The following is a 20,632-nucleotide window of genomic DNA, read 5'->3' on the forward strand; positions in this document are numbered from 1 at the left end:
CGTCGAGGCGCCACTCAGGTCAGCCGGCCTTGGGGGTCATGACGAACCACGGCGTCGGTCCGGCACGGAACTCCCACACCGCGATCAGATGATCCAGATGCCCGAGGTCCTGAAGCCACTGGGGCAGTTTCGGGACCTTGGGACCCTGCAGGTGGACGACGATGTCATGGGTGGCGCCGAAGCGCGCATGCATCCGGTCGACGATCCCCGGCTTGAACATCGGGTGGGTTTCCATGATGATTTTGAGCCTGTGCAGCGCCGGATAGAGCTCGGGGTTCATCAGGACGTCCTCGAACCCCTCCGCGTCGATGATGACCAGGGCGTCCTGGTCGACATAGCGTTCGAACATATCACCCGTGAACTCGCCGCTGATCGACACCCGATCCTCGACGCCATTGCGCCGCGCCAGATCCGCGCAGGCTTCCCGCGCCTTGGGATCGATGTCGAACGCATCGACGCGAATCTCGGGCATCATCCGGGCCAGGCCGACCGCATAGTAGCCCTCGGCGCAGCCGATATCTACGATGGTGCGAAGACCTGCGTTCTGGAATCGAGCGAGGTCAGCATGTAACTCGTCTTCATAACAGCCGAGCAGCCGCGGCAGAAGGCACCCCTCGGTCGCATAGTCGAGGTATTCCATCCCTTCGAAGGGCCCGGAATAGACGACCTTCCCGTGCAATTTGACGTAGGTGTTCACCAGCACTGTCGCCCGCCAACGCCCCATCAGGCGCAACAGTTCGTTCAGCGCCGGAATCGATTCGAGGTTCGGGTTGTTGAACCATCGCGCCCGCAGAATTTTGACGGTGTCAGAGGTGCTGGGCAAGACAGGCTCCCTCGCCGACGGTGTCATCGGCGAAAATTGGCTGGTGGCTCGATTGGCACGGCTTGCAGTCAGCGTCAAACCGTCGGGCTCGTGCTCGTCATCGCGCGAGCGAAGCAGCCACACGCTCATCGATCACGGCCATCGCAGCCAGATAATCGCGCCGGAAATCGTCCGTGATCCCGCACGCGCTCCCTTGCTCCAGATCGGCCCGCAGACCCAGAAGACCGCGCAGGAGAGCCCGCAGTTCCGGGAAGGCCGCAGCGCGCGCTTCGTAGGCTTTGGCCAGCCTGACGATCGCCCCGTCCGCGACTGCGTTCGACACATACCCGGCATCTATCGATCCGCGGATAAAAAGCTCCCACTCGAACAGGCCGGCCGAGAAGGCTGGATTGTCTCGACCCTCGGTGGCCTGTCCGCCGTGGCGACGGAACGCCGACAGGAAGTTGGCTATCCCTACCGTCGGCCCCACGTCGCAGGAGTTGAACAGCAGGCAGACATCGATCAGGTGCCGCACGGGCAGGCCCCGATAGAATCTCAGGCAGTCGGCCGAGGCGAACGCTGAACGCCGGATCAACATACTGCTGGGCTCCCCGACGGGGCTGTGCAGGGTCAGGATCGCCGACCTGACCAGCAGGCCTTCCTTGAGCTGGATCGACTTCGCGCCCGGGAAGATTTCGGGGGACAGCACGATTTTTCCCTTCGGATCGACGATGTGCCGTCGCGCGAACGCGAGCGGGGCCGCTGGATGTCGGGCCAGCGCATCGCGCATCTCGGCCAATGCGAACGGCATCAGGAAGTCGTCGTCATACAGGAACTTCAGGAAGTCATGTCTGGCGCTATTCCAGAGGTGCAGGCTGTTGGCGACGAGACCCTGCCTCGGCCCTTCGATAAGCCGGATGCGCGGATCGGAGAATTGGGCAACGACTTCCTTGACCGATCCATCCGGGCAATCATCGGAGATCAGCAGTTCATAGTCGCCGAAGGTCTGGGCGAGCACACTCGCCAGGCATTGCGACAACCAGGTCGCGCGAAAGGCCGGTACTGCGACCGTCACCGGAGCCAGGCTCATGCGGCGGATGCCACAGACCAGGGATGCGTCGACGCGCTGCGGTCGAGCCAGGCCAGAATCTCGCTGAGAGGGGGCTCGCGATAGCCGTCATAGGGCCGGCCGACACTGGAGGCCCAGCAGGGGTTTACGCCGGGCTCCACAAACAACACGTCTCCCCATTTCTGATGCAGGTCGAACAGTTCGTCACGATCCCAGCGCACCCGGTCGGGCGTGTCATTGAGCCCTCGGGACGGGGATTCGTGGTGCACCGCTTCGATGTCGGCGGCGTACACCACATCAAGACCGGCCGAGCGGATCTTGAGGCAGAAGTCGATGTCGTTGAAGCCGATGGCGAAACGGGGGTCAAACCCGCCCACCGCGTCGTAGGTGTGCCTGCGGCATCCGATGAATGCGCCCGTAACGGCCGAGGCCGCGTGGGTCGTTCTCCACCGGCCCAGTGGTCCGCCGTCCGCAGAAGCGGCGCCGACGCCCTCGTGAGCGGGCCCGTTCTCGTCCCGGCCGAAGACGATCCCGGCGTGCTGAATCGTCCCGTCGGGATACAACAAGCGCGCGCCGACCGCTCCGACCTCGGGTCGATCAAGATGTGTTCTCAGCCGATTGTCCCACCCTTCTGTCAGAAGCGAAACGTCGTCGTTCATGAACAGCAGAATGTCCGAGGCCCGGCCATCGACGCCGAGTGCGTTCAGGCGCGGCCAGTTGAAGGGTTCATCGACGGGCACGATTTCGACGCCCGGGATCAGAGCCAGACGAGCCGCCACCTGCCGGCTCTCCGGCGTCGGGCGGTTCTCGACGAGGACCACTCGCAGCAAGGCGGTCTTCGCCGCTTTGGAGAACAGGCTTTCGACGGCTTCTGCAAGGAGACGGGGCTGGTTCTGGGTCGGGATCACGGCCGTGATGACGCTGTCTCCCGCCGGAGAAACCGAGCCGCGAACGTCGTCGCCGACCGGCGGCGGATCCATCCCTTCGGCGGTGCTGGAGAGGATTCGCGGGAGATGGCCGATCCGGCCTTCCGCGGCGATCCGCTCGATCAATTTGCGACGTAGTTCGCACCCGGTCTGTTCGAGCGCCTGTCCAATCAGATCGCGGTGCGCGGCGGCGATCCAGAGCATGGCCGGAACTTTCGAAGGCGCTGCCGGCGGCCCCCGCTCGGGTGTGGGGAAAAGGCTCGGCGAATAGAAGGCCCGGCCCAGACGCCAGTCCTGACGGAAGCGGTCATGGTCGGCGTGGACGACTCCCGCCCCCGTGCGATGCCCGGCGAAGCAAAGCCAGGCGATCGACGTCGGGTCCAGTCGCGTCCCCGCCGACACGATGACGACTGGGCCGCCAGGATCGTTCGGGAGGACGGCGTCGGCCGTGGAATAGAAAGATATTCGGTCATCCATGGCGCTCGCCGCGGCCACCGAATGCTTCGCCAGGTCATCCCCGGGCGACGACAGCACGCACGCGACCCAGTCCCGGGTGGTCTGATCGGCCAGACTGTCCAGTGTAGTGCGCACCGCCCATGGGGGAAGCCCGCGAGCATCAACCACTACGGTACAGGTCGGCAGGTGCTCCTTGCCCGGGGGAGGGGCTGTGACGGGACAGGTCGCCCTGAATCTGTTCCAGGCTGAGACGGGAAAGATCGAAGCTTGCGACAAGGCTCTGTGAGCGGCCACGGCTTCGCGGGCAGCGGAGGCACCGAGCGACATGGCCTGCTCAGCCGCGCGACGGTCGAACTGATTTTCCGGCAGTCGATCGCGGGCTCCAAGTCGGATCATCGCATCGCGCGCATCTATCGTTCCAGGCGCCACCTCCAGGCAGGCGGCGTAGGCATCCACCGCTCGCTCGGTTCGACCCAGATCCACGAGGCTGTGACCGAGATAAAGGTAGCCTTCCACAGTTGAACCAGGCTCGATTGCGGCCGCCTGATAGGCTTCGACCGCGGCTTCGCGATCCCCTGATTCCTTCAGCGCGTGACCCAACTGCAAACTAAGCGCGCCGTTGGGCTTGTTGGCGTCTATCGCGGATTTATAGGCTTTAGCGGCGGCTTTCCAGTCGCCGCATGAGCGGGCCCGGTCTCCAGTCGTTTGAAGGCGACCGGCGCGTTGAGCCGGCGTGGCGAGCGCGGTGCGCCTCTGCTTCCGCCATTTCAGAAACGCAGCCCACGGGTTCATGAGGCTTCCTGGCCCGTCATCAGATCGCGGAAGGCGATACTTGCAGGACAGCCACGAACTCGCTGCGGCCATGGGGCGTATCATAGACCCTAAGAGGCCGCATCCGCGAGAGGCCGCTGGCTGCCACGCCTTGCATCAGTTCCCGGAAGCTCATCGGCGTGAAATGCCAGGCATGCACGTCGATATAGTCATCGCCAGCGGCGGCGAGCTTTTCCAACGCCACGCCCAGCCGCCCATCGTCGCCCAGAGGACGCGGGCCATGCTCGCCGCGCCAGTGCGCGGCAGGGTCGTTGTGACAGGTTAGGGCGATGTGTTCGATCACGTGGCGCGGGGCGTGTCGCGCACGCCTTTCGACATAGGCCTCGAGAACATCGGCGATGGTAGTTTCAGCCAAGAAGTGATCGAAGCAAAAGCGGCGATCCGGAATCAGCATGGCGTAGACGCCCTCCGGTGCCAAGGCCGCGGCCGCGTCGTTGAGGTGCCGGATCGGGTCGGGCTGGTGCTCGAAATTATGGCTGCTGAAGATCACGTCGAACGCCGCGCCAGCCGCCTCGCCCAGGCCGTTGTGGTAATGGATCTCTTCAGGACATCCCGACGGATCGAGACCGATCTCCCGCGCGCGCGCACCGAGTTCTTCAGCGGTCAGGACATCAAGATATCTGACGTGCGGTCCGCGAAACACCGGCTGGCAGAACGGGCCGATTTCAAGCATCGAAGCCGGGGTCCCGATGCGCGCGATCAGGCCCTCGCGGGTTGAGTCGTCCGAAGCCGTCCGGCCCTCGGTCCGGCCATAGGCATCGAAATGGGCGCCCAGCGCGGCGTCATCATAGTACGCCAGGTCGGCATAGAGGCGCCGCATGAGGACCGGATCGACTTCAGGAGACAACTGGGCAGCTACGGACATGACCTCTATTGGCGCCTAGAGGTCGGCTTTCGCAAGGCGCCAAGGCATCGGAGCTCGCGGTGGGTTGGCCAATGCGAAATCATCTCGTTTGTCGCTGAGGTTCGGCGACCAGAATGGATCGGCGCTGAGCGTCGTTCCCCAACGTTCCCGCATCAAGGCCCCCTCGGCCTCGAGTCTCAACGCCTTTTCACCGTTGTCATCCGATCCGCGCGTCTTCGATTCCTTGTGTACAAGAAGCACTTCCGGATCGCCGACGATCTTGAAGCCCGCCTGACGGACCTTCAGGCACAGGTCCACGTCGTTGTAGGCGACGCGCAGGCCTTCATCGAACCCGCCGACCGCATCGAACACGCTGCGCTTGACGAACATGCAGGCCGCAGTGACCGCCGAGAACTGCTGCGCCAGGCGCGCCTTGCCGAAATAGCCGGGGTCATCCGCCCCAAGACCCTGATGGGGAGCTCCCGCCACGCCGTGAGCCCCCATCCCGGCGGCCAGCCCGAAATGTTGAAGCGTCTTGTCGGGATAAAGCAGGCGAGCCCCGACCATACCGACGTCTTCGAGCAGCAGAAGGGTGCGCGCCCGGGCGACCCAGTTCCTGTTCACGACCTCGGTGTCGTTGTTGAGGAAGCACAGGATGTCGCCGGTCGTGTGCTGGACGGCGAAATTGTTGATGGCCGAGAAGTTGAACTCTTCCGGGTAGCTGATGACGGTTGCAATCCGGCCGCGCTGAAGCGCCTCGAAATACTTGAGGGTCGCCGGCTGATCCGATCCATTGTCGACGACGATGATCTCGACGTTCTCGGGCGGGTTCTTGATGACCGAGTCGATGCAGGCCTTGAGATCGTCCAGACCGTCGCGGGTCGGGATGATGATCGAGACCTTCTGGGTCGGCTCACGGGTGTTGCTGATCGCGCTGAGGCCCGGCGCGATGCCCTCGATCGAACGCAACGGCGTCGCCGTCCGCTCGAAGTGGCCGTTGATCGATCGCTGGGCCGCTGTGATCGCATAGCCTTTCTGGTCCGCCGATACGGCGGTCGAACCGGGGATCGCACGCCAGTGATAGAGGACATGAGGGATGTGCAGGATGGTGTCCTCGCCCGCAATCTCCATCGCGCGGATCAACAGGTCGTAGTCCTGGCTGCCCTCGAAACCGATCCGGAAGCCGCCGATCTGCTGAAGCAGGGCGCGCTCATAGACGCCCAGATGGCTGACCATGTTGTGCCCGTAGAGCAGGAAGCGGTCGAAATCGCCCTTGAAGTAGGGCGAGAAGCGGACGCCATCGATGGTGATCTTGTCCTCGTCCGAGAACACGATCCGCGCCTGCGGATTCTGGTTCAGATAGTAGGCGACGATGAACAGGCAGTAGTCCGGAATCAGGTCGTCGTGGTCGACCAGAACGATATAGTCGCCGGTCGCCAGGGCCATCGCGGAGTTGCTGGCGGCCGAGATGTGACCGTTGATCTCGCGCCGCATGTATTTGACGCGGCTGTCCTGCTTTGCGTAGCGGCGCAAAATGTCGCCGACCTCGGCGCTGGTCGAACGATCGTCCGCGATGCAGATCTCGAAGTCCGGATAGGTCTGGTTCAGCATCGAGTCGATGCACTCCACCAGAAGCTCCGGCGGCGTGTTGTAGACCGGCATGACGAACGAGAAGGTGGGCCTGCGCTCGAAGGCTTGGGTCATCTCCTCGATACGGTCGTAGTCGGCGGGGCGTGGCGAGATGAAGCGCTTCAGCCAGAACTCGTAGTCGAAATCGCGATCCGGCTTCCCGGGCGCCAGGAGTTTGGTCACCTGTACGGCCGAGGCGAGATCGAGGTGGTCGGTGTGCAGCATGTCGAACGCGCGGTTCATGTCGTCTTCGACATCCATGTCCGCCGGGTAGGTCGATCGCACGATGTCCCTGGCCGTCTCCGGCGAGACGTTCGGGCGGAACGCGATGCGTGTCAGGCGCATCATGTTGCACTTGTCGTCGGGGTCCCAACGGAAGCGCTTGATCTTGTCCGGTGCAGCCAGGAACAGCGTCGTCGACGACGGCTCGTCCATCTTGCCCTGCTGGCCGAGGTGGAATTTGAGCTCCTCGCTGTAGCCGGACCCGTAGTCGACATAAAGCTGCCCTGACAGGGGGCGCTGGTCCACAAGGCCGGAGACGGTGATCGACAGTTCGGCGAGGCATCCGCGTGATTCCCTGCTCGGTGCAGGCGCCAGTTCGATCCAGGGATCGTCCGACGTCAGGCCGAACCGATCAGCGCCGGCCGGCACGACGTGGCTCGAACGCAGGTTGATAAGCCCGTCGCATCGGTCCGCGATCGCGGCGCCGGATCGGGTCTCGATGTCGTGTCGCCGCTCTGGCGACAGGTACTGCGCCATTTCCGGCGCCGCCAGTTCGACCATGACGCTGTCCTGCCAGTCGGCTCTCAGCGCCCGCTCGTAGAGCCCGTGCGCCGCCGCCCAGTCATGGCGCATCTTCTTCAGGTGAGCGTAGTTGATCAGAAGATCGACATCCCGCGGCTTCTGGCCCAGGGCCCTGTCATAGGCCGCATCGGCCTCGACCAGTCGACCGGACTCCTTGAGCATGTGTCCGAGCTGGACACGGATGCCGAAATCCCTGGGCGCGGCCTTCAGATATGCTGAGTAGTGATCGGAGGCCTTCTTCCAGGCCTTTTCGTCGCGCGCTTCGTCGCCGCGCGTTCGCTCTTGCAGGGCCTCGTCCGGAATCGGACGTCCAGCTCCACCGACGGCCCGAAGCATCCGTCGCAGTTGTCGTTTCATGTATTCGCCCGCCCTTGGCCTCATCAGCCCGCTGATCGCAATAAAGCCACACAACGAAAGCGCAAGCGCTGCTCTCTGACTAGAACACATTCACAGCTGAGGAGGGAAAAGGTTTCACGAACTGCGGGTTGCCAATAGTCCTGACCCTAGGATAGGTCCGCTGCCGGGGCCGCAACGATGAGGTCGATGCCGATGATGATCGAGGAGGCCACGTGTCCAAGGACGTGAAACTGATCGAAGTCCGTCGCTTCGGCGACGCCCGCGGCTGGTTCTCCGAGACCTATGCGGAAGCGAAGTACGCTGCGATGGGGGTCGATGTCCGCTTTGTGCAGGACAACCAGTCCTATTCGGCGTTGAGCGGGACGATCCGAGGCATCCACTTCCAGACCCCGCCGCACGCCCAGGCCAAACTGGTTCGCTGCGTCCGCGGCAGTATCGTCGACTACGCTGTGGACCTTCGCAAAGGCTCGCCCACCTATGGTCAGGTCGCCTACGCCGAGCTTTCCGCCGAGAACGGCCGGCAACTGTTTGTCCCGGTCGGCTTCGGCCACGCCTTCGTGACGCTCGAACTCGACACCGAGGTCGCCTACAAAGTGTCCGCCGTCTATGCGGGCGACTGCGACGGCGGTGTCGCCTGGGACTGCCCGGAGATCGGCATCGACTGGCCCCTGCCCGAGACCGGTCCTGTGCTCTCGGCCAAGGACAAGGTATTGTCGCGCCTTGCCGATTTCGACAGCCCCTTCGTTTATGACGGCGTTCCGATGGCGGCCACGGGCGATCTGGGCTAGTTCGCGCCTCAGGAGACTTTTTTCATGCGCATTCTGGTCACCGGCGGTGCCGGCTTCATTGGCTCGGCCCTGGTCCGTCGCCTGATCCGCGACACCGACCACGAGGTCCTGGTGTTCGACAAGCTGACCTATGCCGGTCTGCTGAGCTCGCTTGAGCCGGCCTCGGCGAGCAATCGCTACGGCTTCGTTCAGGCGGACATCTGCGATCCCGCTGCGGTCGCTGCCGCCCTCGCCGACTTCAAGCCGCAGGTCATCGCCCACTTGGCGGCGGAGAGCCATGTCGACCGCTCGATCGACGGGCCGGGCGAGTTCGTCCAGACCAATGTCGTCGGCACCTTCAACATGCTGCAGCAGGCGCTGGGCTACTGGCGCGCACTGAACGACGCTGAAAAGGCCGCCTTCCGCTTCCATCATATCTCGACCGACGAGGTGTTCGGCTCGCTGGGCGAGACCGGCCTGTTCTCGGAGACGACCCCCTACGATCCGCGCTCGCCCTATTCGGCGTCCAAGGCGGCGTCGGATCACCTGGTCAGCGCCTGGGGCCACACCTATGGCCTACCGGTCGTGATGACCAACTGCTCGAACAACTACGGCCCCTATCACTTCCCCGAGAAGCTGATCCCGCTGATCATCATCCGCGCACTGAATGGAGAACCCCTGCCGGTCTACGGCGACGGCTCCAACGTGCGCGACTGGCTGTTCGTGGACGATCACGCCCGTGCGCTGCAGGCAGTGTTTGAACGCGGCCGTCCGGGTCAGACCTACAATGTCGGCGGCAATGCCGAGCGGCGGAACATCGATGTGGTCAGGGCGATCTGCGCCACCCTGGACGCGCTTCAGCCACGGGCGGACGGCAAGCCCTATGCCGAGCAGATCACCTTCGTTACCGATCGTCCGGGTCACGACGCCCGCTACGCCATTGACGCGACCAAGATCCGCGACGAGCTGGGCTGGACCCCCTCGGTGACCTTCGAGGAAGGCATCCAGCACACGGTGCGCTGGTATCTGGACAACCGGTCCTGGTGGCAGGCGATCCTGGACGGCCGTTACAAGACGGAACGCCTAGGCGTCGCCAATGGCTGAGGACGCCCCCCACGAGACCTGGGACATCCTGGTGACCGGCGGGGCGGGGCAGGTGGGGCTGGAGCTGGCCCGTGCCGGCTGGCCGGGCCACGTTCGTCTCCACATGCCGACTCGGGATGAACTGGACCTCGGTGACACCGACGCGGTGCGCGCCCTGTTCGCGGAGACGCCGTTCAAGGCGGTCATCAACTCGGGTGCCTATACGGCCGTGGACAGGGCAGAGACCGAGGTGGCCGCCGCCTTTGCCGCCAATGCCATGGGGCCGGCCGTCTTGGCCGAGGTCACCCGGGCGGCGGGCATCCCGCTGGTGCAGGTCTCGACCGACTACGTTTTCGACGGCTCGGGCGAGCAGGACTATGTCGAGAGCGATCCCGTCGGGCCCTTGGGCGTCTACGGCGCCTCCAAACTGGCCGGCGAGGTTGCGGTCCTGACCGGCAATCCGCGCTCTGTGGTCCTGCGCACGGCCTGGGTGCTGAGCCCGTTCCGCGCTAACTTCCTCAAGACCATGCTGCGGCTCGCCGCCGGCCGGCCCGCCCTGCGCGTCGTCGCCGACCAGACGGGCTGCCCGACCTCGGCCAAGGACATCGCCGAGACCCTGGTCGCCCTCACGATGAAGATAATCGCGGATCCGCAGGCGCCGACCGGCGTCTATCATTTCGTCAACGCCGGCTCGACCAGCTGGGCCGGACTGGCGCGCGAGATCTTCGCGCAGAGCGCCGTCCACGGCGGCCCCACGGCCGAGGTCGAGGGCATCTCCACCGCCGCGTACCCGACGCCCGCGCGCCGGCCCTCGAATTCGCGGCTGTCGACGTTCAAGATCACCCGCGACTATGGGGTTACGCCCCGACCCTGGCAGGACGCCGTGGCCGAAATCGTCGCCGAACTGCATCAGGAGACGACCACGTGAAGGGCATCATCCTCGCCGGCGGATCGGGCACGCGCCTGCATCCCATGACGCTTGTCACGTCCAAGCAGCTCATGCCGATCTACGACAAGCCGATGATCTACTATCCGCTGTCGACCCTGATGCTGGCCGGCATCCGCGAGGTGCTGATCATCTCGACGCCGCGCGACACCCCCTCGTTCCAGGCCCTGCTGGGCGACGGATCGAAATGGGGCATGGACATCCAGTATGCAGTCCAGCCCAGCCCGGACGGCCTGGCCCAAGCCTATATCATCGGCGCGGACTTCGTCGCCGGCGGGCCGTCGTCGCTGATCCTCGGCGACAACATCTTCTACGGCCACGGCATCAACGACCTGTTCAAGAGCGCGATGACGCGTCCAGACGGGGCGACGGTCTTTGCCTATCACGTCAACGATCCGGAGCGGTACGGCGTGGTCGAGTTCGACGCCGACATGCGGGCCCTGTCGATCGAGGAGAAGCCGCCGGTTCCAAAGTCGCCTTGGGCGGTCACGGGCCTGTATTTCTACGACGAGCAGGTGGTCGACATCGCCGCCAACCTCAAGCCGTCGCCGCGCGGCGAGCTTGAGATCACCGACGTAAACCGCGAATACCTGAACCGCGGTCAGCTGTCGGTCGAGATCATGGGCCGCGGCTTCGCCTGGCTGGACACGGGCACGCCCGACAGCCTGATTGAGGCCGCCGAGTTCGTACGCACGCTGGAGAAACGTCAGGGCTTCAAGATCGCCTGCCCCGAAGAGATCGCCTTCGATCAGGGCTTCATCGACACGGCACAGCTGGAGTCGATCGTGAAGGCCCTCGGCAAGAGCGACTACGGGCGATATCTCCGCACGACGGTACTCGAACGGACGTGACCGGTCTTGCGGCGGGCCGGGACGTCCAGGCGGTCGTGGCCTCCCGGACGGCGCTCGAGGTCGATACCCCTGGCTTGAAGGTTTTCCGGAAGATGTTCCCGCGCGACGGTTTTCAAGCGGCCGGGGCGCGCCTAAAGAGCAGGCCCCTACATGAGCTGGCTGTGACCGATGCGTCTGCTTAAGGATTTGAGATTGCAAAAGCCGCAGCCTGCCGAGCTCAACCTGATCGGCCTCAACGAGCTGCTGCGCATGGATCGGTGGGTCCTGGAGCGTCGCAGTCGCGCATTGGTCCAGACCGCGTTCCTCGGCAACCAGCTTACGCTCTGTCGCGTGCTCGGTCGCTACAAGCTCTATGTTCCCACGACTGACGTTGGCTTTGGCGCTCACGTCATGATGGACGGCCTCTGGGAGAGCTGGCTGACCGTCTTCATGGCCTCTCGCATCAAGCCCGGAATGCGCGTCGTCGATGCTGGCGCGAACCACGGCTACTATACCGTTTTCTTTGCCGATCTCGTCGGACCCGAGGGGCGGGTGGCGGCCGTCGAGCCGAGCCCGCGAACGGCCTCCCTCCTGCGTCAAACCGTGATCGTCAACGGGTTCGACAGCCGGGTGTCGGTGTTCGAGAACGCTCTTGTTGCAACTGACGGGGAAACGCTCGTTTTCCACACGCCAAGCAGCGAACCGAAGAATGCGCGGGTCGTGACTTCTGACCATGCGGGTCATCTCGACATGGTAGAAGTGACCGGCGCCCGGCTCGATACCTTGATCGCCGATTGGCCCCGGGTGGATTTCATCAAGGTCGATGTCGAAGGCGCCGAGGAAGCGGCGCTGTCCGGAGCCTGGGGGGTTATCGAGCGTGACCGGCCCGAGCTGCTGCTGGAGTTCAACGGCTTGCGATGCCAGGATCCGGCCGGTCTTCTGGATCGGTTGGAAGCGCTCTATGGCCCGGCGCGCACAGTCGGCTTTGACAGCGCCTTGCACGCCGTTTCTCGCGAAGCTCTTCTGTCTCCCGACGACGAGGAAGACCAGATTCTCTACTTCACGCCGCGTTAGCCTGGCGCTTCCCGCCATAGGTCAAAGTCGCGCCGAGGAAATGCATCCGGCCGTCGAAGGCTCCCTCCATCAGCCAGAACCGCACTTCGCCATAGTCGGTGTTTGGCCAGTAGTGGTGCAGCTCGACTTCGTATACGCCGGCATGGGGCGCCTGGATCGATTGCGTCGCGAAATCGGCCGAAGTGCCCCAGTCAACGCGAAACTCGTGATTGGCCGCGACCTTGTCGACGAGGAACCGCACGCGGACGCTCCAGTGCCCGGCGGGCAGGCCCAGGTAGGGTCCGTAGACCAGAATTCGCGGCCGCCCGGTGATGTCGAGTTCGCCGATATTTTCGGAACGCCGGGATGCGGGATCATCGTAGCGGAAGATCCGTTCGGACCATACGGCCTCCCGACCCGCCACGGGCGGCGAAGCATAGAGTTCGAGGGCCGTTCTGACCGCGGGACGGACGATCTCCACATCCTTCGGCATCGGCGGCACGATCGCCAGGCCCAGGGCCAGCGGAATGGGTTTGCCTCGGAATTCCGCGATCTCGCGACCAAGGATCATCCGGGTACTCCTCGGCTCCTGTGCAGCCGCGCGGGCCAGGAGGATGGAGGCGTGGGACACGCTGTGCGGAGCCGGGATGCCGAACTTCTCGCTGATCGCCTCCGGCGCCGTCTCAGGCCTCGGGATGATGACGACGGTCGGCGTGCGGCCGAAGGAAGCCACCACATCGCAATCCGCGGTCAGCCAGACCTCACCCGCCGGATTGTCCGTGCTGCCTGGAACCTCGCGTTCGGAATCGCGGAGCACCATCCCGGCGGCCACGACGCTGCTCTGGATCGCCTCGCGCCAGGCTGCGTCGTCGGCGGAAGGCGTCAGGACCAGCCAGAAAGGTGCCGCCGCTGCAGACATCACGCAGCCCGCAGCCAGGTGTAGACTTCCACGGCCTCATTGATGTCGTCGAACATCTTGGCCTTGCCGCTCTCGATGATCAGGCCTCGCGTGCAGTGAGACGCCACAAGATGGGTATCGTGAGAAGCCATCATGAACGCGCGGTCTCCGCGATGCTGGAAGAGCTCTTCCTGACACTTCTGCTGGAAGCGCGCGTCACCAACAGCGACCAGCTCGTCGATCAGATAGCATTCGAACTCGATAGCCAGGGACAGGCCGAACGCGAGACGAGCCCGCATGCCTGACGAGTAGTATTTGACAGGCAATTTCAACGCGGATCCCAACTCCGCGAAGTCATCGACCCGTGCCAGTACGTCGGCGAAATCCCGATCGTAGATCCGGGCCAGAAAACGGATGTTGTCGAGGCCGGTCAGGCTGCCCTGGAAGCCGCCGCCGAACCCGATAGGCCAGGACGCAGACATGCGCCAGTCGATACGGCCCTCATCGTGGGGCAGGATGCCGCCCAGCATTTTGATGAGCGTGGATTTTCCCTGTCCGTTCCGCCCCAGGATCGCCAACCGCCCGCCACGCCCCAGCGAGAAGCTGAGTTCTCCGAACAGGGGTTTCTTCGCGCCATGAAACGTCTTGCCAAGGCGTTGGACACTCAGGCCGACAGGATCGGCTGTGACCATCTCCATCAGTCTTGCCCATGCTCGCGGACGCCGGCGTAGATGAGCCAACCCACGCCATAGATGAGCAGGGAAGACGCAAAGACCGTCAGGATAGCCAGCCACCGACGGGGTTCGGACGGCTCGTCAGGCAGGCTCGGCGCGACCACACGATCAAGGTACAATGTTTGGCGGCGCGCTTCCTGCTGGGCCGAGATCAAGGAGGCCGTGGCCTGGGTCAACTCGCGGTCTGCGAGTTCACGCGCCAGAGCAAGATCCTCGTAGATGCTGATCTTGGGAGCCAGCGAACCAGCCGCGCCCGCGACCTTGGCCCGTTCCGCTGCGATCTGCCGTTCGTAAGAGGCGATGCGGCCGTCGAACACGGGCAATTGCGGGCTATTTGGCGCCTCGGTTGCGATCTGGGACCTATCGGCGCGCAGAGTGGCGACCTGGGCCATCAGTCCGCCGATGAGCTCCGACGATTCCCTGGCTGCTATCGTCGGATCAATGAACTGCTCGCGGTTGCGGAAGGCGGTGAGCTGCTGCTGCGCGCCGGAAAGGCGGGCGCGCGCTTCGTCTCGCGATTGGGTTGCCTGGGCGACGGCGTCGGCCAACGAGCGCTCGTTCATCCGGTTCACCAACTGCTCGCCGCCGGAAAGCATCGCCTCAGTCAGAGCTTGTGCGTCACGCGCCTTGAACGCCTCGACGCGGACCGTCGAGATCCCCGTTGTTGAGTCGTAGCCGACGACCACGAAGCGCTGGAAACCCTTGTAGAGACCTTCCGACGTGCGGGATTCCCACGGACGCGGGAAGCGCGAGAATGCGTCTGCGCCCGAGGGCGCCAGCATCGCCGCGATGTCATATCGACGCGAGAGTTCACGCAGGCTGTCTCGTGAGGTGATGTACTGGTGGACCGCGAACGCATCGGTCTGTGCGGGCGCGATCCCGACACCCTGAAGCGCGACTCCCAGACTCGATGGCACGCTCTGACCGGCGGATCGGACGATGAATTGTGTCTCCGAAACATACCGGGGGGTGGCGATAACGAGGTAGTAGATCGCGGCCAGCAGTGTCGGCAGCACGATGACCAGCAGCGGCGCGATCGGAATCCGGCGCCACCATACCGGCAGCGTCCGTTCGAACGTCAGTACCTTCGGGATCGGCCCGATGTAGTTGAGTTTCGAATCCGTCATTTCTGATCCATATTTTCGGGCGCGTTCGATGACATTAGCTAGTCCAGAACGACCCGGTTCTTAGCGTCTGCCAATAGCAGCAACCCGGCGCCGATCAACACGGCTCCGAAGCCGATGGCGTAGATCGGGTGGTAGTAGGTGGGCACGAACTCGCCGAACACTCCACCGCGGATCATCTCGATCCCGTGCGGCAGTGGAATGAGAAGGAAGGGCTCGCGATAGCGCTCGGGCAGCCACGAGACCATGAAGAAGGCGCCAGAGAGCGGAACCATGGCGTAGGTCAGGACCGGCACCAGCCGCTCCATCAATTCGAACCTGAGCGAGAGGGCCGCCAGGGTTAGCGACAGACCGAAACCGACCCATCCCACCATCAACCAGCCCGAATAGAGAAGCAGCCAATCTTTCGGCAGCTCCACCTGGCGCAGAGCGAGCAGGACGACATAGACCACGATGAACGCGGCGGTGCCACCGCCGAACTCCATCAAATTTCTGGCGAGGAACAGGTGAAGGATCTTCACCTGACGGTGGTGCAGCAGGCCGACGTTGCCTTGGATCGCACCCATGCTGAAGCTGATCATGTGGCGATACATCAGCAGCGCCATGTAGCCCGTCATCGTCAGAGGACCCACGCGTATGCCGTGTTCATAGGCTGGCTTGATGAGTGTCCACATGATCAGGACGCCGATGCAAAACAGCAACGGCTCCCCGATGACCCAGACGAAGCCCAGGCCCTCGCGACCGAAACGGGTGGTGAGCTCGCGCATCGTCAATGCGCCAACGATGCGGAAGTGATGGCCGAGAAAACGCGCGATCATTCGATCAATTCAACTAGGTGGACGCTGAGATGCTGCGCATTCGCGGCGATGGTCGCCAGGTCGTGAAGCCCCGCGAGCGCGCTGGATACCGCTGTGCCGACCATAACGCCGCCGCATCCCGACGCAAGGGTCGAGGCGCCGTAGATCGTTGATCCAGACGCCGACGACGCCGTCTACGGGGCGATGACACCGAAATCTGTCTGGGCGCTCTCGAAGTCCGGCGGCCGGCCGATGTCGAGCCAGTACTCGTGGATCGGATAGGCGCCGACCATCTCTCCGTCCGAGGCCAGGCCGGCGAGCAGCTCGGGCATGTCATAGGGACCCTGCGCCGGAATCCGCGACAGGACCGATCCCTCCAGACAATAGACGCCGGCGTTGGCCAGCCAGCGGAAGGTCGGTTTTTCGCGCAGGGCCGTCATCCGCACGCCGTCCACCTCGGCCACGCCGTGCGGGGCCTGGAACTGGTGTTCGCGCAGGCACAGGGTGGCCAGGGCGCCGTGCTCCTCGTGGAAGTCGATCAGGCCGCCGAAGGCCATCCGCGTCAGGACGTCGCCGTTCATGACCAGCATCGGGCTGGTCACGGGATCGCGCACCAGAGACAGGGCGCCGGCAGTGCCGCGCGGGTGGTCCTCGCGCAGGTACTCGATCTCGACGCCCATCGAGGCACCGTCGCCGAAATGATCCTCGATCATCTCGGCAAGGTAGTTCACGGCGAGCCGGAAGCGGCCGAACCCCTGGGCTCTCAGCCGTTCGATGATCGTCTCGAGCAGGGGGCGTCCGGCCACCTTCAGCATCGGCTTGGGGCAGGTCTGGGTCAGGGGCGCGAGACGAACACCCCGACCTCCGGCCATGATGACCACCAGATTGTCCCGGGGGCGCGGCGTGCCGACCGTGTCGGGATAGAGGCCGACAACCCGCCCGGCACGGTCCAGCAGGGGCGCCAGGGTGACGCCGCGCTCTTCCAGCCGCTGCAGGGCCACGATGTCGGAACCGTCGATCTGAAGTGAGACCGGCGCTGTGTTCATGACCTCGCGGATCGGAGCGTCCATCGGCAGGCGACGGAGCAGACCGCGCCGGATGTCGCCGTCGGTCACGCTGCCCAGAAGACGGCGATCCTCGTCGACGACGACGATCAGCTTGCGACGGACTGCATCCAGCCGGGCGATGGCGTCGAGCAGGGGGGCGTCGGGCCCCAGCAGGTTCCCGGCGATGTCGCCCGCGGGGGTCACACCGCATACTCCGCGGGACGATAGAGCGCCGGATTGTCGCGGATGAAGGCGACCGTCCGGGCCAGACCTTCCTCGACCGAGATAGAGGGCGTCCAGCCCAGCCGTTCCTTCGCCAGGGAGGCGTCGGCGTGCAGGCGTTCGACCTCGCTGGCGGCGGGCCGCATGCGCTGCGGATCGGCCTCGACCTCGACCGGCAGGCCGGCGGCGGCGGCGATCATGGCGGGCAGGTCGCCGATGGCGATCTCGCGGCCACCGCCCGTATGGACAGTCAGACCCTCGATCCCCGGCAGGGCCGCGGCCCTGAGGAAGGCATCGACGGTATCGTCGACGAAGACGAAGTCGCGCGTCGGCCGGGTGTCGCCCAGGCGGACCGGTCGTCCGGCCAGCAACTGGACCGCGATCGCGGGGATGACCGCGCGCGCGCTCTGGCGAGGGCCGAAGGTGTTGAACGGCCGCAGGGTCACGACCGGCGTTCCGAACGAGCGATGGTAGCTCTCGGCCAGCTTGTCGGCCGCGATCTTGGAGGCGGAGTAGGGCGACTGGCCAACCAGCGGGTGGGCCTCCGTCATCGGGACGAACTGGGCTGAGCCGTAGACCTCGCTGGTCGAGGTGTGGATCAGGCGGGCGACGCCCAGTTCGCGCACAGTCTGCAGCACGTTCAGCGTGCCGAGGATGTTGGTGCGGACGTAGCTCTCGGGCGCGAGGTAGGAATAGGGAATGGCGATCAAGGCGCCGAGGTGAAAGACGATCTCGCGGTCGCGGACGGCGTCAAGCACGCTGTCGCGATCGGCGAGGTCGCCCCGTCGGACGTCGATCTCGCCCCGGATCGGCGAACGGTCCAGCCAGCCGGCGTCGCCGTCCGAGGTGTAGCGGACCAGGACGCGGACCTCGGCCCCGATTTCCACCAGCCGTTCGCATAGCCGGCTGCCGATGAAGCCGCCCGCTCCGGTGACCAGGACCTGTCGGCCCCTCAGGGCGCCAATGACCGCTTCGACGTTCACGAAAGACCCGCCGTCCGCAAGGACGCCATCCGGCGGCGTGATTGCGCCCGGACCGTCCGAATCATAGTCTAAAGGACAGCTACTGGCGCGTCACGGAGACGGACATGATCGGCGAGGGCGCATCCGCCGGACGGGTTCTGGGGCTTGTTCCCGCGCGCGCCGGATCGCAGGGTCTGCCGGGCAAGAACGTCCGTCCGCTGGCCGGCCGGCCGATGGTGGCCTGGACGCTCGAGGCCTGTCGCGAATCGCGCGTACTGGACCAGGTCGTGGTCTCCACCGACGATGAGGCCGTGGCCGCCGTCGCGGCCGAAATGGGATTCCCGCCGCCGTTCCGCCGCCCGGACAGCCTGTCGGGACCGCAGGCCTCGGTCATCGACGCCGTGGCGCATGCGCTGGAGACGGTGGGCGGGTCCTGGGACTATGTCGTGCTGCTGCAACCGACCTCGCCGCTTCGCCTTGGCGCCGACATTGATGCGGCGGTCGAGCTCTGCCACGCCAGCGGAGCGTCTGCGGTGATCGGCGTCTCGCCGGTGTTGAAACCCCAGACCTTCTACGGACGGGTGACCGAAGGCCGCCTCTTCTGTCCGGACGCACCGCGACCCGACGAGCCGGTGGTGGTCAACGGCGCGGTCTATGTCGGACGGCCGGACTCGCTGTTGGAGCGGCGCACCTTCGTCGGTCCGGACACCCTGGCGCATCTGATGCCGCCCGAGCGGGGCTGGGACGTAGACACGGCTTTCGACTTCGCCGTCTGCGAGGCGCTGTGGCCCCATGTGCGGGGCGAGGCGGCCGGGCCGTTGGACAGCGTAAGGCGCTAGGTCCAGTCGAGGTCGACGAAGGGCTTCCTCGCCAACCCCTTCAGGTCCGTCGCTTCCAGAATCGAGACGATCCGTTCTCCGGCGTGGCCGTCGCCGAACAGGGCGGGCTGGCTTCGCGCCATGGACTGGAAGGCGGGCGACAGGGCGCGGGCGATCGCCTCGGCTATGGCTTCAGCCTCGAGCGGACAGTCGATGACGCCCGGCGTGCGCAGCCGTCCGGCCTGGCGGTCGCCCACGTTGACGACCGGAACGCCTGCGGCCGGCGCCTCCATCATGCCGCTCGACGAGTTGCCGATGACGGCGGCGCAGGCGGTCAGGGCCGCGACATAGCCGCGCGCGCCCAGCGATTCAGCGATTCGGATCCGGCCGGGGCGGACGGCGGCGAAGGCGGAGATCGCCCCCCGAATCGCCTCCGCGCCTGCGTCGGCGTTGGGCAGGGTGATCAGGATGACGCGATCCTCGACCCCGGCGAGGCCGCCCAGGAAGGCCTCGATCTGTCTTGCGGGCGACAGGGCTCCGAGAGTCTCCGGGTGGAAGGTCGCGAGAAGGAAGCCGGACGGCAGGTCCAGCCCGGTCACGGCGGAGGCCTCCGCCGGGGTGCTGCGCCCGAAGGCCATCAGGTTGTCGATACCGGTCGATCCGACGGTGAAGACACGCCCGGGCGCCTCGCCCATCTGCAGCAGGCGGCGGCGATAGGGCTCGGCGGCGGTGAAATGCAGGGCCGCCAGCTTGGTGATCGCATGGCGGATCGCATCGTCGACCGCTCCGGCCGTTCTGTGTCCGCCTTCCAGATGCAGGATGGGCAGGCCCAGCGGAACGGCCGCCGCCGCCGCCGCCAGCGCCTCGGTCCGGTCGCCCAGAATCAGCACGGCGTCGAGATCCAGCGCCGCATAGGCCTCGGCGCAGCCCGACAGGGTCGCAGCCATATCCTGTGCCGCCGACAGGCCGTCATCGCCGGCCATGGGCGACGGAACCCGGGCGGCGGGGCGCCGTCCATCGGCCTCGATTTCCGCCAGGGTCGCGCCGTGCCGGGTCGACAGATGGGCGCCCGCGACGATCAGATTTGGGCGAATTGTCGCCGAGGCCTCCATTGCGGCGAGCACCGGCCGCAGCAGGCCGTACTCCGCCCGCGTGGCCGTGAAGACGCCTATGCCCGTGTTCGGTCGGATCATCCGTTGATGGTTCCCGTCATGCCACGCGGGCATAGCGGGCTTCGGCGCGTCGAGATAGCGGGACGATCGAGCCCGCAAAACGGACAGCAGAACGATGTTCGTGAAACCGGGGGCGCCGATTTCTCCTGTAGCTTCAACGTCACGCTTGCAGTTTGACCGGTCGAACTGCTTCGGAACCTATCGACCTCCTGCGGCAACGCTGTTATGACCCCGGAAGGCGGTGAGACCGCCGCAATGATCAATTATGGCTGCGGAGGGCTCACACCCATGCGTTTCAAGACCTTGTTCCTGGCTTCCAGCGCGGCGGCGGCTCTCGCCCTGTCCGCTGGTGCTGCTTCGGCTGAGCCGGACGGCTGGTACGGCGCGATTGACGCCGGTTACCACAAGATCGACGACATCAACCTGGAAGCGTCCGGCAACGGCGTGAACTGGAACGCCGAA

18 protein-coding genes are annotated in these 20,632 nt (G+C 65.2%); 6 read left to right on the forward strand and 12 right to left on the reverse strand.

Translation table 11 applies throughout. The features are described 5' to 3' along the window. Nucleotides 1-19: 19 nt before the first annotated feature. From ACP7AB_RS05815 to ACP7AB_RS05835, 5 genes are all read right to left on the reverse strand, one after another. Nucleotides 20-823: a methyltransferase gene (locus ACP7AB_RS05815; protein ID WP_425989034.1), complete on the reverse strand. Its 804-nt coding sequence runs from the start codon at nt 821-823 to the stop codon at nt 20-22. Nucleotides 824-920: 97 nt separating this feature from the next. Then, a complete protein-coding gene (locus ACP7AB_RS05820) occupies nt 921-1,892 on the reverse strand; it encodes a glycosyltransferase family 2 protein (protein WP_425989031.1) in 972 nt (323 codons plus the stop codon). Further along, entirely contained in the window at nt 1,889-4,045 is a 2,157-nt protein-coding gene (locus tag ACP7AB_RS05825; protein WP_425989029.1) for a glycosyltransferase, read from the reverse strand. The genes ACP7AB_RS05820 and ACP7AB_RS05825 overlap by 4 nt, the downstream gene beginning before the upstream one ends. 19 nt (nt 4,046-4,064) lie before the next feature. After that, the gene (locus tag ACP7AB_RS05830; protein ID WP_425989026.1) at nt 4,065-4,949 is read right to left on the reverse strand and encodes a hypothetical protein; all 885 of its coding nucleotides are present in this window, start codon (nt 4,947-4,949) and stop codon (nt 4,065-4,067) included. A 15-nt stretch (nt 4,950-4,964) separates the two neighbouring features. After that, nucleotides 4,965-7,718: a glycosyltransferase gene (locus ACP7AB_RS05835; RefSeq protein WP_425989023.1), complete on the reverse strand. Its 2,754-nt coding sequence runs from the start codon at nt 7,716-7,718 to the stop codon at nt 4,965-4,967. A gap of 212 nt (nt 7,719-7,930) precedes the next feature. Here ACP7AB_RS05835 and rfbC point away from each other — a divergent pair, with 212 nt between their 5' ends. The 5 genes from rfbC to ACP7AB_RS05860 all read left to right on the forward strand — a co-directional run bounded on the left by rfbC (nt 7,931) and on the right by ACP7AB_RS05860 (nt 12,418). Beyond that, a complete protein-coding gene (gene rfbC, locus ACP7AB_RS05840; RefSeq protein ID WP_425989021.1) occupies nt 7,931-8,506 on the forward strand; it encodes a dTDP-4-dehydrorhamnose 3,5-epimerase in 576 nt (191 codons plus the stop codon). A gap of 24 nt (nt 8,507-8,530) precedes the next feature. Beyond that, nucleotides 8,531-9,589 (forward strand): dTDP-glucose 4,6-dehydratase, encoded by a 1,059-nt coding sequence (rfbB, locus tag ACP7AB_RS05845; RefSeq protein WP_425989019.1) that lies wholly within the window; start codon nt 8,531-8,533, stop codon nt 9,587-9,589. After that, on the forward strand, nt 9,582-10,496 hold the full coding sequence (rfbD, locus tag ACP7AB_RS05850) for a dTDP-4-dehydrorhamnose reductase (RefSeq protein WP_425989016.1): 915 nt from the start codon (nt 9,582-9,584) through the stop codon (nt 10,494-10,496). Before rfbB ends, rfbD begins: the two co-directional genes overlap by 8 nt. Then, nucleotides 10,493-11,365, forward strand: a complete 873-nt coding sequence (rfbA, locus tag ACP7AB_RS05855) for a glucose-1-phosphate thymidylyltransferase RfbA (protein WP_425989013.1) — start codon at nt 10,493-10,495, stop codon at nt 11,363-11,365. The genes rfbD and rfbA overlap by 4 nt, the downstream gene beginning before the upstream one ends. A gap of 168 nt (nt 11,366-11,533) precedes the next feature. Then, nucleotides 11,534-12,418, forward strand: a complete 885-nt coding sequence (locus tag ACP7AB_RS05860) for an FkbM family methyltransferase (RefSeq protein WP_425989011.1) — start codon at nt 11,534-11,536, stop codon at nt 12,416-12,418. Here ACP7AB_RS05860 and ACP7AB_RS05865 read toward each other — a convergent pair. The 6 genes from ACP7AB_RS05865 to ACP7AB_RS05890 form a co-directional block, all read right to left on the reverse strand. Beyond that, nucleotides 12,405-13,316 (reverse strand): hypothetical protein, encoded by a 912-nt coding sequence (locus ACP7AB_RS05865; RefSeq protein ID WP_425989009.1) that lies wholly within the window; start codon nt 13,314-13,316, stop codon nt 12,405-12,407. The genes ACP7AB_RS05860 and ACP7AB_RS05865 overlap by 14 nt on opposite strands. Beyond that, complete coding sequence (locus tag ACP7AB_RS05870; RefSeq protein ID WP_425989006.1) at nt 13,316-13,993, reverse strand: ABC transporter ATP-binding protein; 678 nt, start codon at nt 13,991-13,993, stop codon at nt 13,316-13,318. Before ACP7AB_RS05870 ends, ACP7AB_RS05865 begins: the two co-directional genes overlap by 1 nt. Next, nucleotides 13,993-15,156: a chain-length determining protein gene (locus tag ACP7AB_RS05875; protein ID WP_425989004.1), complete on the reverse strand. Its 1,164-nt coding sequence runs from the start codon at nt 15,154-15,156 to the stop codon at nt 13,993-13,995. The genes ACP7AB_RS05870 and ACP7AB_RS05875 overlap by 1 nt, the downstream gene beginning before the upstream one ends. 38 nt (nt 15,157-15,194) lie before the next feature. Then, nucleotides 15,195-15,971, reverse strand: coding sequence for an ABC transporter permease (locus tag ACP7AB_RS05880; protein WP_425989001.1), 777 nt, complete (start codon nt 15,969-15,971; stop codon nt 15,195-15,197). Between the two features lie 173 nt (nt 15,972-16,144). After that, on the reverse strand, nt 16,145-17,200 hold the full coding sequence (locus ACP7AB_RS05885; protein ID WP_425988999.1) for a nucleotidyltransferase family protein: 1,056 nt from the start codon (nt 17,198-17,200) through the stop codon (nt 16,145-16,147). Further along, nucleotides 17,197-18,201 (reverse strand): GDP-mannose 4,6-dehydratase, encoded by a 1,005-nt coding sequence (locus tag ACP7AB_RS05890; RefSeq protein ID WP_303696038.1) that lies wholly within the window; start codon nt 18,199-18,201, stop codon nt 17,197-17,199. The genes ACP7AB_RS05885 and ACP7AB_RS05890 overlap by 4 nt, the downstream gene beginning before the upstream one ends. A 104-nt stretch (nt 18,202-18,305) precedes the next feature. Between ACP7AB_RS05890 and ACP7AB_RS05895 the strand changes: the two genes are divergently transcribed. Further along, the gene (locus tag ACP7AB_RS05895; RefSeq protein WP_425988995.1) at nt 18,306-19,019 is read left to right on the forward strand and encodes a cytidylyltransferase domain-containing protein; all 714 of its coding nucleotides are present in this window, start codon (nt 18,306-18,308) and stop codon (nt 19,017-19,019) included. On the opposite strand, the gene neuC is transcribed toward ACP7AB_RS05895, so the two are convergent. Further along, the gene (neuC, locus tag ACP7AB_RS05900; protein ID WP_425988992.1) at nt 19,016-20,191 is read right to left on the reverse strand and encodes a UDP-N-acetylglucosamine 2-epimerase; all 1,176 of its coding nucleotides are present in this window, start codon (nt 20,189-20,191) and stop codon (nt 19,016-19,018) included. The two genes, ACP7AB_RS05895 and neuC, sit on opposite strands and share 4 nt — an antisense overlap. Nucleotides 20,192-20,632: the final 441 nt, after the last annotated feature.

Source organism: Brevundimonas sp. TWP3-1-2b1, from assembly GCF_049896165.1.
In the GTDB taxonomy this organism is placed as follows: Bacteria; Pseudomonadota; Alphaproteobacteria; order Caulobacterales; family Caulobacteraceae; genus Brevundimonas; species Brevundimonas subvibrioides_B.